The 14904-nt window shown below is 71.8% G+C and carries 9 protein-coding genes and 2 pseudogenes; 9 read left to right on the top strand and 2 right to left on the bottom strand.

Going from position 1 to position 14904, the window contains the following annotated elements; all coding sequences use genetic code 11:
- Nucleotides 1-158: 158 nt before the first annotated feature.
- The 6 genes and pseudogenes from malX to MTF69_RS08180 all read left to right on the top strand — a co-directional run bounded on the left by malX (nt 159) and on the right by MTF69_RS08180 (nt 7966).
- Nucleotides 159-1760 carry a maltose/glucose-specific PTS transporter subunit IIBC gene (gene malX, locus MTF69_RS08205; RefSeq protein WP_243332070.1) on the top strand — a complete coding sequence of 534 codons (1602 nt, stop codon included), beginning with the start codon at nt 159-161 and terminating at the stop codon, nt 1758-1760.
- A 3-nt stretch (nt 1761-1763) separates the two neighbouring features.
- Nucleotides 1764-2984, top strand: coding sequence for a MalY/PatB family protein (locus tag MTF69_RS08200; RefSeq protein ID WP_243332067.1), 1221 nt, complete (start codon nt 1764-1766; stop codon nt 2982-2984).
- Between the two features lie 479 nt (nt 2985-3463).
- A pseudogene (locus MTF69_RS08195) lies at nt 3464-4276 on the top strand (SigB/SigF/SigG family RNA polymerase sigma factor); the annotation flags it as partial.
- Nucleotides 4277-4595: 319 nt separating this feature from the next.
- Complete coding sequence (locus tag MTF69_RS08190) at nt 4596-5669, top strand: glycine betaine/L-proline ABC transporter ATP-binding protein (protein WP_308401378.1); 1074 nt, start codon at nt 4596-4598, stop codon at nt 5667-5669.
- Nucleotides 5669-7474 carry an ABC transporter permease/substrate binding protein gene (locus tag MTF69_RS08185; protein WP_243332063.1) on the top strand — a complete coding sequence of 602 codons (1806 nt, stop codon included), beginning with the start codon at nt 5669-5671 and terminating at the stop codon, nt 7472-7474. The genes MTF69_RS08190 and MTF69_RS08185 overlap by 1 nt, the downstream gene beginning before the upstream one ends.
- Before the next feature lie 177 nt (nt 7475-7651).
- On the top strand, nt 7652-7966 hold the full coding sequence (locus MTF69_RS08180; protein WP_243332061.1) for a hypothetical protein: 315 nt from the start codon (nt 7652-7654) through the stop codon (nt 7964-7966).
- A gap of 48 nt (nt 7967-8014) precedes the next feature.
- On the opposite strand, the gene MTF69_RS08175 is transcribed toward MTF69_RS08180, so the two are convergent.
- Nucleotides 8015-9349 carry a chloride channel protein gene (locus MTF69_RS08175; RefSeq protein WP_243332059.1) on the bottom strand — a complete coding sequence of 445 codons (1335 nt, stop codon included), beginning with the start codon at nt 9347-9349 and terminating at the stop codon, nt 8015-8017.
- A gap of 258 nt (nt 9350-9607) precedes the next feature.
- Between MTF69_RS08175 and MTF69_RS08170 the strand changes: the two genes are divergently transcribed.
- Both MTF69_RS08170 and MTF69_RS08165 read left to right on the top strand, forming a co-directional pair.
- A complete protein-coding gene (locus MTF69_RS08170) occupies nt 9608-12808 on the top strand; it encodes a TIM-barrel domain-containing protein (RefSeq protein WP_243332058.1) in 3201 nt (1066 codons plus the stop codon).
- 171 nt (nt 12809-12979) lie between these two features.
- Nucleotides 12980-13942 (top strand): aminoglycoside phosphotransferase family protein, encoded by a 963-nt coding sequence (locus MTF69_RS08165; RefSeq protein WP_243332057.1) that lies wholly within the window; start codon nt 12980-12982, stop codon nt 13940-13942.
- Here the strand turns inward: MTF69_RS08165 and MTF69_RS08160 are convergent.
- A complete protein-coding gene (locus tag MTF69_RS08160; protein ID WP_308401377.1) occupies nt 13896-14405 on the bottom strand; it encodes an SDR family oxidoreductase in 510 nt (169 codons plus the stop codon). The two genes, MTF69_RS08165 and MTF69_RS08160, sit on opposite strands and share 47 nt — an antisense overlap.
- Here MTF69_RS08160 and MTF69_RS08155 point away from each other — a divergent pair.
- Nucleotides 14372-14710: pseudogene (locus MTF69_RS08155) on the top strand (LLM class flavin-dependent oxidoreductase); the annotation flags it as partial. The gene MTF69_RS08160 and the pseudogene MTF69_RS08155 sit on opposite strands and share 34 nt — an antisense overlap.
- Nucleotides 14711-14904: the final 194 nt, after the last annotated feature.

Below are 14904 nucleotides of genomic sequence, written 5' to 3'. Positions count from 1 at the left end.
GCGCGGACCCGGACAGGGCCCGCGCGGGGCTCTTGTGCGGAGCCCGCGCGGGAGGAATCAGACCTTATGGATTGGGGCCCTTCTCCTCTTAGCGCCACCCAATTGCAGAACGGAATCTTTATGTGCGACCCCCTCCGAATCCGGACGAAAGATCCACCATGAAGAAGACGAAGGCAGCGCTCTGGGAATTCCTCCAGGGCCTGGGCAAGACCTTCATGCTGCCCGTGGCGCTCCTGGCCTTCTGCGGGATCATGCTCGGCGTCGGCTCCTCGCTCTCCAGCCCGGCCGTCCTTCAGAACCTCTCCTTCCTGGACAACGAACCCCTCCAGCTGGCCTTCACCTGGATGTCCAACACCGGACTGGTGGCCTTCAAGTTCCTTCCGGTCCTCTTCGCGATGGCGATCCCGCTGGGCCTGGCGCGCGAGGACAAGGGGGTCGCCGCCTTCTCCGGTTTCGTCGGCTTCGCCTCGATGAACCTCGCCGTCAACTTCTTCCTCACCACGCGCGGCGTGGACTTCGAGGACAAGGGCGAGATCGCGCACTACGGCATCGCCGACGTGCTCGGCGTGAAATCCATCGACACCGGACTGCTCGGCGCGGTCGCCGTCGGTGTCATCGTGGCCCTGCTGCACAAGCGCTACCGCACGAAGCAGATGCCCGACGCACTCGCCTTCTTCGGTGGCCTGCGCTTCGTCCCGATCGTCTCCGCCCTGGCCATGAGCATCGTCGGACTCCTCGTCCCGCTCGTCTGGCCCACCCTCGGAAGCTGGATCGCCTCCGTCGGCACGGGCATCGCGCACGCCGGAGTCTTCGGCCCCTTCTTCTTCGGCATGGGCGAGGTGCTGCTGCGCCCGATCGGCCTGCACCACATCCTCGTCGCGCTGTTCCGCTTCACCGACGCCGGAGGCGCCGGAGCGGTCTGCGGGGAGAACGTCAGCGGCGCCCTGAACCTCTTCTACGCACAGTTGTCCTGCCCCACCCCCTCGGGCGCGGCGCACACCGCGACGCAGTTCCTGTCCCAGGGCAAGATGGCCGCCTACCTCGGTGGACTCCCGGGCGCCGCGCTCGCCATGTACCACTGCGCGAAGCGCACCATGCGCCCGGAGATCAAGGCGCTGCTCATCTCCGGCGTCGTGGCCTGTGTGGTGGGCGGGGTCACCGAGCCCCTCGAATTCCTCTTCCTCTTCATCGCCCCGTGGCTGTACCTGATCCACGCGGTCCTGGTGGGCCTCGGTTTCCTCCTCTCCGCCGTCCTCGGCGTGTACATCGGCAACACCGACGGCAACATCATCGACCTGCTGGTCTTCGGAGTCCTCCAGGGCACGACGACCAAGTGGTACCTGGTCCCGGTGATCGCCGCGATCTGGTTCGCCGTGTACTACTTCCTCTTCCGCTGGGCGATCACCACGTTCGATCTGAAGACCCCGGGACGCGACGACGAGCCCACCGGCCCGCAGGCCGCGGACACCGAGGCCGATGCCGATGCCGACGCACCCAAGGCCGAGCTGGTCGCGGGCAAGTACGACCCGGTCGCCATCCTCGAAGCCCTCGGCGGCCCGGCCAACATCCACGCGCTCGACAACTGCATCACCCGCCTGCGCATGACGGTCGGCGACGCCGCCCTGCTGGACGACGCCCGGCTGAAGAAGCTGGGAGCCATCGCCGTGGTCCGGCTCGACGACCACAACGTGCAGGTCATCATCGGCCCCCAGGTGCAGTCCGTGAAGGACGCCCTCGCCAAGCTCACCCCGGTCGGCTGAACCATGGCCACGACCTACGATTTCGATGTGCCGGTCGACCGGCACGGCACCTGGTGCACGCAGTGGGATTACGTCGAGGACCGCTTCGGGGTCCCGGACCTGCTCCCCTTCACGATCTCCGACATGGACTTCGAGACCGCCCCCGAGGTGCTCACCGCCCTGCGCGGCCGCCTGGAGCACGGGGTCCTCGGCTACTCCCGCTGGCGCCACGAGGAATTCCTCTCCGCGGTCCGGCACTGGTACGCCACCCGCTACGACACCCCCATCGCCGCGGAACGCATCGCCTACGCCCCCGCCGTCCTCTACCAGGCCGGCCGGATCCTGGACCTCTGGTCCGCCCCCGGCGACGGAGTCGTGGTCCACACCCCGGCCTACGACGCCTTCCCCCGCCTCCTCGCCGCCCGCGACCGGGAGATGCGCGGGGTCCCGCTCCACAACTGGGACGCACTGGAGCGGGAGTTGGCCCGCCCCGACACGACCGTGCTGCTGCTCTGCTCCCCGCACAATCCGACCGGGCACGTGTGGAGCGGGCCCGAGCTGGAGCGGATGGCCGGCCTGTGCGAGCGCCACGGGGTCGCGGTGATCAGCGACGAAATCCACTCCGACCTCGCGCACGCCCCGAACCGGCACCGCCCCTGGGCGCTGCACGGCCGCCCCGGAGGGCGCTGGGCCATCGTCACCTCGGCTTCGAAGTCCTTCAACATCCCTGCACTGACCGGTAGTTACGGCATCTTCGGTGACGCGGAGTCCTGCGAGCGCTACCTCACCCTCCTCAAGGACGCCGACGGGCTGTCCTCCCCGGCCGTCCTCTCCGTCGCCGGACACATCGCCGCCTACCGCGACGGCGGACCGTGGCTCGACGCCCTCACCGCGTACGTCGCCGAGAACCTGGACATGGTGCGGGAGCGCTTGGCGCGGGCCTTCCCCGAGCTCGACTGGCAGCCCCCCAAGGCGGGCTACCTCGCCTGGATAGATCTCCGGCCCCTCGCGGTGTGCGACGAGGCGCTCCAACGTGAGCTGATTCATACCGAGAAGGTGGCGATCATGCCGGGAACCGCCTACGGGCCCGAAGGCGCGGGCTTCGTGCGCCTCAACGTGGGCTGCCCGCGCTCCAAGGCCGAGGCCGGAATCGACGCCCTCGTCCGGGCGCTCCGCACGACCTCGGGAACCGCCTCCCCGGCCGCTTCGGCCGCCGCCACCGGGCCCGCCGCCGAAGGGAATTGACCGGACGGCCGAGGAGACTTCGGCCGGACGGCCGATGTGCTACCGGAACGGGGCCCTGCGGCAAATGCGGCCGGGCTCCGGCTGGTTGATCTCGCAGGAAGGGAACTGGGGAAGGGATCCGGAACCGGCTAGGGTGTACGCCCATCAAGGTCATGCGCCGCAAGCCGACCAGCCCAAGGAGCGACCCCGTGCCGATGCCCACCCCGTTCTCCCATACCGCCGGCCCCCTTCCCGGCCCGCTTCCCGGACCCCGGACCGGCCCCCTTCCCGGCCCCCTTCCCGGCCCCCTTCCCGGACCCCGGACCGGCCCCCTTCCCGGACCCCGGACCGGCTCCCTTCCCGGACCCCGCACCGGTGCCCGCCCCGGCCCCTGCGCCGGCCGGCTCGCCGGCCCCCTCCCGGACCCCGCCGCCGGCAGAGCCCCGGACTCCGGCGGCAGAGCCCCCGGCACAGCCGCCGGCGCAGAGCCCGCGGCCACGGTGCTCCCGCCCCGGATCGCGGAGCCCCGCGAGGTGGCCCCCGCGGACGCGCGCGAGCTGACGCGGCTCTTCTTCCGCCGGCTCCACGAGCTCGACGAGGGCACCCCCGAGTACCGGTACGTCCGCGAGACCCTCATCGAGATGAACTGCTCGCTCGTCCGGTTCGCGATGCGCCCCTTCCGCGGCCGCGGAGACGGAGGCGACCTCGAAGACCTCCTCCAGGTCGGCACCATCGGCCTGATCAAGGCCATCGACCGGTTCGACCCGGCCCGCGAGGTGGAGTTCGCCTCCCTCGCCATGCCGTACATCACCGGGGAGATCAAGCGGCACTTCCGCGACACCAGTTGGGCGGTCCGCGTCCCGCGCCGGCTCCAGGAGCTGCGCATCGACCTGGCCAAGGCGAAGGAGGAGCTGACCGCGCTCCTCGACCGGCCGCCGACGGTCGCCGATCTCGCCGCGCACCTCTCGCTCACCGAGGAAGAGGTCATCGAGGGGCTCGTCGCCGCCAACGGCCACACCAGCGGCTCCCTCGACGCCCCGGGCTCCGATCACGCCGACGGCCGCACCGAGGGCCACAGCCTCGCCGAGACCATGGGGGCCGAAGAGCCGGCGCTGGAGCGCGTCGAGGACATCCAGACCCTGGCGCCGCTGCTGGAACGCCTCAGCGACCGCGAGCGCCGCATGCTGTCGATGCGCTTCGGCGAGGAGCTCACCCAGGCCCAGATCGGAGCTGCCCTCGGCATCTCGCAGATGCAGGTCTCGCGCCTCCTGACCCGGGTGCTCGCGCACCTGCGGGCCTCGATGCTCGCGGACCCGGAGCGGTCCGCAGAGCGGTTCCCGGAGCGGTCCACAGAGTCGTCCGCAGAGTCGTCCGGAGCCGGGGTCCCGCAGCAAGCGGAATCCGGCTGCACGGGCGCAGCCGCGGGCGCGGGTGGCGGCGTAGCGCAAGTGACATGACTCACTTCACCGTTTGCAGGGGTTAAGCACGGGCAGTAGCGCGGCTGGAGCGGACCCGTCCGCCGGCCGACAGCGGCCGGGACGCACGGGTGACGGGCGGATCCCGTCGCGCTCCACGGCCCGCCGGCCGCACGCACGCCGGTGGGCCGTTTCCGGTACGACCCTTGAGGTGTATGTGTCCACGCTCACAGCCGAGCACGTGTACAAGGTGTTCGGTAAAGGACCCGACAACGGCGCGGCCGTCGCGAAGGCGGTCCGCGCGCTCGAAAGCGGCGCGACCGACCGCGACGAGCTGCGCGCCGAGGGAACGACGGCGGCGGTGATCGACGCCTCGTTCCGCGTCGAGCCCGGCCAGATCTTCGTCGTCATGGGTCTTTCGGGCTCGGGCAAGTCCACCTTGCTGCGCATGCTCAACGGCCTGCTGGAGCCCACCGCGGGGCGGATCCTCTTCGACGGAGAGGACCTCACCGCACTCTCGCCGTCCGAGATGCGCCGCGTACGCTCCACCAAGATCAGCATGGTCTTCCAGCACTTCGCCCTGTTCCCGCACCGCGACGTGCTGGAGAACGCCGGCTACGGCCTGGAGGTCCAGGGCGTCCCCCGGGCCGAGCGCGACCGGAGGGCCGCCGAAGCGCTGGCCCTCTGCGGGCTCGGCGGCTGGGAGAAGTCCTGGCCCGACGAGCTCTCCGGCGGCATGCAGCAGCGCGTCGGCCTGGCCCGCGCCCTGGCCACCGACGCCGACCTGCTGCTGATGGACGAGTCCTTCAGCGCGCTCGACCCGCTGATCCGCCGCGACATGCAGGACCAGCTGCTCGAACTCCAGAAGAGCCTGGGCAAGACCATCGTCTTCATCACGCACGACCTCAACGAGGCCATGCGGCTCGGCGACTCCATCGCCGTCATGCGCGACGGCCGCATCGTCCAGCAGGGCACGGCCGAGGACATCCTCACCCGCCCCGCCGACGAGTACGTCGCCTCGTTCATCCAGGACGTGGACCGCTCGCGGGTGCTGACGGCCGACGCCGTCATGACCGGAGCCACCGGCGGCCGGCCGGACTGCGGCTGCCCCACCGTCTCCGCGGGAACCCCGCTGGCCGACGTGTGCGCCGTCAGCGCCCGCGTCCCGCACGACGTCGCCGTCACCGCCGAGGACGGCTCCGTCGTCGGCTCCGTCCCGCAGGGCCGCCTCGTCGCCTTCATTGGCGACGAGCGACGCGCCCCGCTGGACTGCGCGGAGGTGGCTGCCTGATGCCCCGCCTGAACCTCGGATCCTGGGTCGACAGTGGTGTCGACTTCCTCCAGAGCCACCTGTCCTGGCTGTTCGACGCCATCGCCGCGCTCGTCACCGGGCTCTACGACGGCATCGAAGCCGTCCTGTCCGCACCGAACCCCCTGCTGCTGGCCGGCGTCCTCGCCGTCGCCGCCTGGTGGCTGCGCGGTCTGCTCGCCGCCCTGCTCGCCTTCGCCGGCTTCGCCCTGGTCGACTCGGTCGCCCTGTGGCCGGAGGCCATGTCCACGCTCGCGCTGGTCCTGGTCGCCACCCTGGTCACGCTGCTCTTCGCGATCCCGCTGGGCATCTGGGCCTCGCGCTCCGACAAGGTCAGCGCCGCCCTGAAGCCCGTCCTGGACTTCATGCAGACCATGCCGGCGATGGTCTACCTCATCCCCGGCATCATCTTCTTCGGGGTGGGCGTGGTGCCCGGCATCATCGCCACCATCATCTTCTCGCTGGCGCCCGGCGTCCGGATGACCGAGCTCGGCATCCGCCAGGTCGACGCCGAACTGGTCGAAGCCGCCGACGCCTTCGGCACCACCCCGCGCGACACCCTCGTCCGGGTCCAGCTCCCGCTGGCGCTGCCCACCATCATGGCAGGCATCAACCAGGTGATCATGCTCGGCCTGTCCATGGTGGTCATCGCCGGCATGGTCGGCGGCGGCGGCCTCGGCGGCGCCGTCTACCGGGCCATCGGCAGCGTGGACATCGGCCTCGGCTTCGAGGCCGGCATCTCCATCGTCATCCTCGCCATGTACCTGGACCGGATGACGGGGGCGCTGGGCCGCCAGGTCTCCCCGCTCGGCCGCCGCGCCCTCGCCAAGGCCCGCTCCGCCGCCACCGGCACCGCCAAGGTGTGGAGCCACCGCCCGCAGCCCGTCTTCGCCGTGGCTTCGGCCGTGGTGCTGTCCCTGGTCGCGGGCGGCCTCGGAATCTTCGGAGACTCCGGGAAGTCGCAGGTCAACGCGGTCGGCGGGGCCGGGGTCGAGAACATCGGCAAGGGCCGCAAGCTCAGCATCGGCTACATCCCGTGGGACGAGGGCGTCGCCTCCACCTTCCTCTGGAAGGAGCTCCTGGAGCGCCGCGGCTTCCAGGTCGACGCCCGCCAGCTGGAGCTCGGCGCGCTCTACACCGGGCTCGCGGGCGGCCAGGTCGACTTCCAGACCGACGCCTGGCTCCCTTCGACGCAGGCCGAGTACTGGAAGAAGTACGGGAACAAGCTCGACGACCTCGGCTCCTGGTTCGGACCCACCTCGATCGAGCTGGCCGTCCCCTCCTACATGAAGGACGTGAAGACCCTCGCCGACCTGAAGGGCAAGGCGGGGGAGTTCAAGGGCCGGATCATCGGCATCGAGCCGAGCGCCGGCGCGATGGGCCTCCTCAAGGACAAGGTGCTGCCGCAGTACGGGCTCGACGGGGAGTACAAGGTCGTCGACGGATCGACCCCGGGCATGCTCGCCGAACTCAAGCGGGCCTATGCGAAGAAGGAGCCCGTCGCGGTCGTGCTCTGGTCGCCGCACTGGGCGTACGCCTCCTACGAGCTGACGAAGCTCGCGGATCCCCAGGGCGCCTGGGGCAAGGGCGACGGCATCCACAACGTCGCCCGCAAGGACTTCGCGGCCGACGAGCCGCAGGTCGCCCGGTGGCTGAGCTCCTTCAAGCTGACGGAGGCCCAGCTCACCGGTCTGGAGGCCAGGATCCAGGAATCCGGCAAGGGCAAGGAACAGCAGGCCGTCCGCGCCTGGCTGGAAGAGCACCCCGAGGTCGACAAGCTGGCCTGAGCGTGTGCGGGCGCGTGCCCGTACGCCCGGACGCCGGGGCGCGAAGGATCCCCTACGGTCCTTCGCGCCCCGGCGTGCGTCTCTGACCAGCCGGAATCCTGGAGGATTCACCCGTGCGGACAGGGGGCCGTCCATGGCACAGTGCGAGCAGCCCAACCGCACGACCAGGGAGTCTCCATGAGCGATCCGCACTCCACGCAGCTCGCGGCCGCCCCCGAGTACCGCCCGGAGCCGATCCCGTCGAGTACGTCGAGTCCGTCGAGTCCGTCGAGTTCGTCGAGCCCGCTGGGCCTGATGAGCCGGCCGGGTCCGCTGCCGTGCTGCCCGGTGTGCGACGAAGCCCCGGAACGCATCTCATGGCGTCAGCGTCCGGGGCAGCCGGTGGTCCTGGTCTTCGATCCCTGCGGGCACCGGCACGGCTCGCCGGCGGCGCCGGTCCTGGCCGTGAGCGCGCCGCAGCCCGTCACGGGCTGGGGACGGGCCCTCGCATGAGCTTGCCGGCCACTGGATGAGCCCGTCGTCGACCAGACGTCGACGGGCTCAGGCGTCCGCCGAGGCGGGCTGGAGGTGGGCCGGGTCGGCGGGGCGCTGGCGGTCGATCAGGGCCGAGGCCAGCAGCGCCGTGACCGCCGAGATCACCAGCAACGGCATCAGGGTCGGGGCCTCCTTGCCCAGCAGGGCGGCGGCCAGGACCACGCCGGTCACCGGGAGCCGGGTCCCGGCCACCCCGGCCGCGCAGATGCCGGCCGCCAGGGCGGGGCCCATGCCGAAGCCGGGAAGGCTGCCGAAGGCGACGCCGATCGACGCCCCGATCATGATGGACGGGAAGATCGGGCCGCCCCGGAGGCTGCCCAGGGCGATGCTCCAGCCGATCAGTTTGAAGACCGAGAGGGCCACCAGCGCGCCCACCGCCCAGGACGAGGGCTCGGCGGCCAGCTGGCCGACGGTGGCCTGTCCGGACAGGGCCACCTCCTCGGGGGAGCGTCCGGTGATCAGCGCGTAGGCGGTGACGCAGAGGCCGACGGCCACCGCGCACAGGATGATCCGCTGCATGGACGTGCCCGTCCAGGCGTGGACGCGCAGCCCGGCGGACTTGCCCAGGGCGACGAGGACCCCGATCAGGGCGGCCATGGGGATGCCCCACAGGAAGTCGCCGGCGTCGGGCAGGCCGGCGGCGGGTTCCTGGGGGAGGGTCAGCGCGCCGATGCCGAGGCCGGTCCAGTGCCCGAAGCCGGTGAAGACCAGGGCTCCGACCCCGCTGGCGACCAGGGCGGGCAGGATCAGTACGAACAGGCGCGGGCCCCCGGCCACGAGTGCGGCTCCCTCCAGCACCATCACCACCGGGATCAGCGGACTGCCGAAGATGGTGCTGATGGCGGCGGTGGATCCGGCCATGCCGAGCACCGTGGCCAGCTCGGGCTGGGCGGCGCGCTTGGCCGCGCGGATGCTGAGCAGGGCGAGGCCGCTGCCGATCGCCATCAGGGGTGCCTCGGGTCCGAGCATCACGCCGAGGGGGAGGCAGGCCAGCGCGGCCAGGATCACGCTCAGGGTCTCGCGGGGCATGGTCGGCGGGCCGCCGAAGCCGTGGGCGGGGACGTGTCCGCCGGCGCCGGCCATCCGCGTGATGATCGGCGCGGCCAGCAGTCCGGCGAGGGTGAGCGTGGGCAGGCCCCACCACCACGGGGCGCGGGTGTAGCCGAGCAGGTCGGGCGCGGTGTGCCACACCCAGTGCTGGAGTTCGTGTTCGAGGCTGACGAAGGCGAAGGCGAACAGCGAGACCGGTATGCCGATGAGGGCCGAGAGTGCGAGCAGTCGCAGCGTCCCGGGGGCGAGGAGGAGCTGACGGAGCGATGCGGGCTGTTGCGCCTGTTCCATGAGTGCCGGGCCCTCCAGAAAAGTCCGTAGTTCGTCTCAGGGTCGGGGCGCGGGGAGGGCCGCGCAGGGCGGGTGGGCCATACGGGTGAGGGATCGACGAGCGATCCAAGGCCTTCCGCACGAGCAAAGAGTGTTCAAAGATGCTCGTTGACCAGCCATTCCGAGCATCTTCCTTCAAATGGGGCCGTCGGACCGCTATGTTGCCCGGTGCATGCCAAAAGGTGTGTCCGCGATCCGGACCGCACGAGGAGCCGCCCCATGAGACTCATCAGCATCCGCAGAAGCCCACGGCGGCGGCGCGCCCCGGCGGCCGCGCTGCTCGCCGCGGCCCTCGCCGTGGCCGGTCTGGCCACCGCCGGCCCCATCTCCTCACCGGCCTCGGCGGCCGCCGAGGCGCCCGCCCCCGCCACGGCGGGCAACGCCACCGGCGTCACCCAGTCCGGGAACACCTTCACCATCGCAACCTCCGGCGGGTCCAAGGCCCGGGTGGTCGTCGCCCGCGCCGACATCTTCCGGCTCTGGCTCTCACCCGACGGCACCTTCACCAACGACCCGGCCGGCACCGATCTCGCCCCCACGACGGACTTCGGCCCGGTCGGTGCGGCCTGGACCGAGGCGGGCACGTACTACAAGATCACCACCGGTTCCCTGTCCATCCGGGTCAACAAGACCCCGCTGCAGTTCTCCGTCTACCGGGCCGACAACTCCACCCTCGTCTGGCAGGAGACACAGCCCACCTCCTGGACCGGCAGCCAGACCACCCAGTACCTCGCGCGCGCGGCGGACGAGCAGTTCTACGGAACGGGCCTGCGCCTGGGCGAATGGGCGCTGCGCGGCAAGACCGTCCCGATCGCGGTCGACAACAAGTGGCGCGAGAACAACAACGCCAGCCCCGCGCCCTTCTACGTGTCGACGAACAACTACGGCGTGATGCGCAATACCTGGGCCCCGGGCTCGTACGGCTTCAACGCCCCCACCACGCTCACCCACGACGAGAAGCGCTTCGACGCCTGGTACTTCACCGGCGACTCCCTCAAGACCGTCCTGGACGCCTACACCGACGTCAGCGGCAAGCCCTTCATGGCTCCGGCATGGGGCTTCGAACTCGGCAACGCCGACTGCTTCAACGCCTCCAACCCGGCCTACCAGGGCGACCACAACCGCCTTCGCCACCAGACCACCCCGGACGTCGTCGGCTACGCCACGGACGCCCGCGCCGCCGACATGCCCTCGGGCTGGTTCCTGCCCAACGACGGCTACGGCTGCGGCTACACCACGCCCCTGAAGTCCACGGTCGACGCCCTGAAGGCCAAGGGCTTCCAGACCGGACTGTGGACCTCGACGGGCCTCGGCAACATCAACGAGGAAGTCGGGGTGGCCGGTTCCCGGGGCGTGAAGACCGACGTCGCCTGGATCGGCGGCGGTTACAAGACGGCGTTCGCTGGCGTCCAGCAGGCCGTCGACGGCATCGAGAAGAACTCCGACGCCCGGCGCTACGTCTGGACCGTCGACGGCTGGGCCGGCACCCAGCGCAACGCCGTCGTCTGGACCGGTGACACCAACGGCACCTGGGACGACATGCGCTGGCACGTCCCCGCCATCACCGGCGCCGGCCTCTCCGGCCTCAACTACGCCACCGGCGACGTCGACGGCATCTTCGCCGGCAGCCCCAAGACGTACGCCCGCGACCTCCAGTGGAAGGCCTTCACCCCGGCCTTCATGACCATGTCCGGCTGGGGCGCGACCGGCCCGACCGCCGGCTACCAGGACAAGCAGCCCTGGCGGTTCGCGGAGCCGTACCTCTCGATCAACCGCAAGTACCTCCAGCTGAAGATGCGGCTGATGCCGTACCTGTACACGATGAGCCGGACCGCCCACGAGACCGGCGTCCCGAGCACCCGCGCGATGGTCCTGGAGTACCCCGAGGACCCGGTGGCGCGCGGCAACCTGACCAGCGGCCAGTTCATGGCCGGGGACTCCTTCCTCGTCGCGCCCGTGGTCTCCGACACCTCCGTACGGGACGGCATCTACCTCCCGGCCGGCACCTGGACGGACTACTGGACGGGCAAGACCTACGCCGGACCGGGCTGGCTCAACGGCTACCAAGCACCCCTCGACACCCTGCCCCTCTTCGTCAAGGGCGGCGCCATCGTCCCGATGTGGCCGCAGATGAACTACACGGGGGAGAAGCCCGTCTCCACCCTCACCTACGACATCCACCCGCGCGGCGCCACCTCCTTCAGCCTCTACGAGGACGACGGCATCACCCGCGCCCACCAGACGGGTGCCTTCGCCCGCCAGCAGGTCGACGTCACCGCCCCCTCCTCCGGGTCCGGCACCGTCACCGTGTCCGTCTCCGCCCCGGCCGGCAGCTACACCGGCAAACCGGCCTCGCGCGGCTACGAGTTCAGCCTCCACGTGGCCACCGCCCCCACCGCCCTCACCGTGGACGGCGCGGCCCTCACCCGGCTCACCAGCAAGGCCGCCTACGACGCGGCGGCGACGGGCTGGTACTTCGACGCCGCCGACCGCGGCGGCGTCCTGTGGACCAAGACGGGTACGAAGGCGGGCGCGTTCAGCGTCTCGGCCACCGGCACCTCCGTCCCGGCCGCCGACCCCATCCCGGTCACCTCCAGCCCCGTCCCGCAGACGGCCTGGACCCTGGTCTCCGCCGACAGCCAGGAGACCAGCGGCGAGAACGGCGCCGCACGCAACGCCTTCGACGGGAACACCGGGACCCTCTGGCACACCGCATGGTCCGGTTCCGCCCCCGCGCCGCTCCCGCACGAGATCCAGATCGACCTCGGCGCCCGCTACACGGCCGACGGCCTCGGCTACCTGCCCCGCCAGGACGGCGGGGTCAACGGCCGGATCGGCGGCTACGAGGTGTACGTCTCCGACACCACCACCAACTGGGGATCCCCGGTGGCCACCGGCACCTTCGCCGACACGGCTGCCCTCAAGTCGGTCTCCCTGTCCGCCAAAGCGGGCCGCTACCTCCGCCTCAAGGCACTGACCGAGGCGGGCGGCCGCGGCCCCTGGACCAGCGCCGCCGAGATCACCCTCACCGGCCGCCCGACCCCGCTGCCCGCGGCCGCCACCCTGGTCAACGGCGCCTCGGCCACGTGCATCGACCTCCCGGGCAGCGCCACCACCCCCGGCACCCAGCCCACCCTCTACAGCTGCCACGGCGGCCCCAACCAGCGCTGGACCCTGCAGGGCGACGGCCGGCTGACCGGCCACGGCGGAGTCTGTCTGGACGCCGCCACCGCCACCGCCGTCGCGATCCAGACCTGCAACGGCAGCTCCGGCCAGAGCTGGCAGACCGGCCCGGACGGCAGCCTGCGCAACTCCGGCCAGTGCCTGACCCCGGCCGGCTCCGCCACGGCCAACGGCACCAGGCTCACCCGGGTCGCGTGCGCCACGACCCCGGCCCAGCGCTGGACGTTCACACCGTGACCCGGGACCGGGCGGTCCCGGCCTTCCCCGCGACCCCCGCCCGATGAGGACCGCCTGACACCCCCCACCGAGCCCGGCCCGGCACCCAGCCGGGCCGGGCTCCGCGGTGCGCGGAGCCCGGCGGCTACCGTGGAGGCCGCCGCGCTCCTCGGACGCTTCAGGAAGGTGCTCATGCCCGCCGGGAAAATGCACGCCGACGAACCCGACATCGACGCCTCCCTCGTACGCAGGCTGGTAGCCGGGCAGTTCCCGCAGTGGGCGGGGCTGCCCGTCGAGCGGGTCGACTCGGCCGGCACGTCCAACGCCATGTACCGGCTGGGCGGGGACCTGGTCGTACGCCTTCCGCGCACGCCGGGCGCGGCCGGTGACGTGGGCATGGAGCGCGTCTGGCTGCCGAGGCTCGCCCCGGGTCTGCCGGCCGCCGTCCCCGCCCCCATCGGCACGGGGCGGCCCGCCGAGGGCTATCCCTGGTCCTGGTCGGTCTTCGGCTGGGTCCCCGGAGAGAACCCGGTGCCCGGCCGGATCGCGGACCCGGACCTCCTGGCCGAGGACCTGGCGGAGTTCGTCTCCGCGCTGCACCGTGCCGATCCGGTGGACGCTCCGGCCTCCTACCGAAGCGAGACCCTGGCGGCCCGGGACGCCGAAACCCGTGCCGCGCTCGCGGAACTGGGCGCGAGCGCCGATGCCGACGCGGACGCCGACGTCCAGACCGGGAAGGCGACCGCCCTGTGGGAGGAGGCCCTGCGGGCCGAGCCCTGGTCCGGGCCGCCGGTCTGGATCCACGCCGACCTGCAACCGGGGAACCTGCTCCTCGCCGAGGGAAGGCTCGCCGCCGTCATCGACTTCGGCTGCGCCGGCCTCGGCGAACCCGCCGTCGACCTGATCCCGGCCTGGTACGTCCTCCCGGCCACCGCCCGCCCCGCCTTCCGGGCCGCCCTGGACGCCGACGACGCGATGTGGACGCGGGCCCGCGGCTGGGCCCTGTCGATCGCCCTCATGGAACTGAACTACTACAAGGAGACGAACCCCGTCATGGCGGCCATCGCCCGCCACGTCCTCGGCGAACTCCTCGCCGAGGGCCCGGCCCCTACAGGTGGCCGCCGCCGTCGAAGACGACGACGGTGCCGGAGCTGAGCCGCAGCGAGGTGACGGCGCCGATCAGGGAACAGGCCACGTCGTCCGGGTCCGCGACGACCCGGAGCGGCGCCGACGCGGCCTGCGCCCGCACCACGGCCGGATCGCGGCCGGCGACGAAGCCGTGTCGACCGCCGCCGGCGAGAGGTTGAAGATCCGCACCTGTGGGCCGAGCACCCGGGCAGATGGTGGCGACGACCGCGTCACCGGAGGACCGCAGGAGCGGGGTGAACGCGCGAATCACGGAGAAGGTGCCCCTGACGTTCACCGTCAGGATCCGGTCGAACTCCGCGTCCGTCAGCCCTTCCAGGTCGGCATGGTCGACCTTCTTGGTGATGCCGGCGGAGTTGACCAGTACGTCCACCACGCCATGCCGGTCGGCGATGGCGTCGGCGGCCCCGCGCAGGGCGGCGGAGTCGTCGAGCGGAATGGGCCGGTGACCTGGTCGACTTCGGCGGATCACACCTGCGCGTGGAGGGCGCCCGGCTGGGCCGGCTGCCCGACCCGGTGCCACCGGTCTACTTCGGCGGATCGTCGCCGGCGGCCGTCGAGGTCGCCGCACGCCACAGCGATGTCTACCTGACGTTCGGCGAACCACCCGTGCAGGTGGCGGAGAAACTGGACCGCGTACGCGCGCTCGCCGCACGCGCGGGGCGGCGCGTACGGTTCGGCATCCGGCTCCATGTGATCACCCGGGACACTGCCGGGCAGGCGTGGGCCGAAGCCCGCCGGCTGCTCGAAGGTTTCATCCCCGAGGCGATCCGATCGGCCCCGCTGCTCGCCCGGGCCGGCCTCTGGACCCACCCGAACCACGGCTGACCGTCGCACTGACCCCGCCGCACTGCCGGGCGCGCCCTCGGGCCCCGGACCGAGGCCCCGCGGCTGCGGGTCGGCACCCGGGCCCACCCTCGCGATGGCGGGACCGGGTTGCCGCCCTGGGCCGTGAACTGATCGTCGGGCAG

Origin of the sequence: Streptomyces sp. AP-93, assembly GCF_022808175.1 — a bacterium.
Taxonomy (GTDB): domain Bacteria; phylum Actinomycetota; class Actinomycetes; order Streptomycetales; family Streptomycetaceae; genus Streptomyces.
The sequence above is the reverse complement of the archived record's forward strand: the minus strand, read 5'-3'. Positions and strand labels throughout refer to the sequence as shown.

What these genes read in the sequence shown, in the direction of transcription:
- MTF69_RS08170 (WP_243332058.1), top strand. Translation starts at nt 9,608, where the DNA reads ATGAGACTCATCAGCATCCGCAGAAGCCCACGGCGGCGGCGCGCCCCG.
- MTF69_RS08175 (WP_243332059.1), bottom strand. Translation starts at nt 9,349, where the DNA reads ATGGAACAGGCGCAACAGCCCGCATCGCTCCGTCAGCTCCTCCTCGCC.
- MTF69_RS08165 (WP_243332057.1), top strand. Translation starts at nt 12,980, where the DNA reads ATGCCCGCCGGGAAAATGCACGCCGACGAACCCGACATCGACGCCTCC.
- MTF69_RS08200 (WP_243332067.1), top strand. Translation starts at nt 1,764, where the DNA reads ATGGCCACGACCTACGATTTCGATGTGCCGGTCGACCGGCACGGCACC.
- MTF69_RS08180 (WP_243332061.1), top strand. Translation starts at nt 7,652, where the DNA reads ATGAGCGATCCGCACTCCACGCAGCTCGCGGCCGCCCCCGAGTACCGC.
- malX (WP_243332070.1), top strand. Translation starts at nt 159, where the DNA reads ATGAAGAAGACGAAGGCAGCGCTCTGGGAATTCCTCCAGGGCCTGGGC.
- MTF69_RS08185 (WP_243332063.1), top strand. Translation starts at nt 5,669, where the DNA reads ATGCCCCGCCTGAACCTCGGATCCTGGGTCGACAGTGGTGTCGACTTC.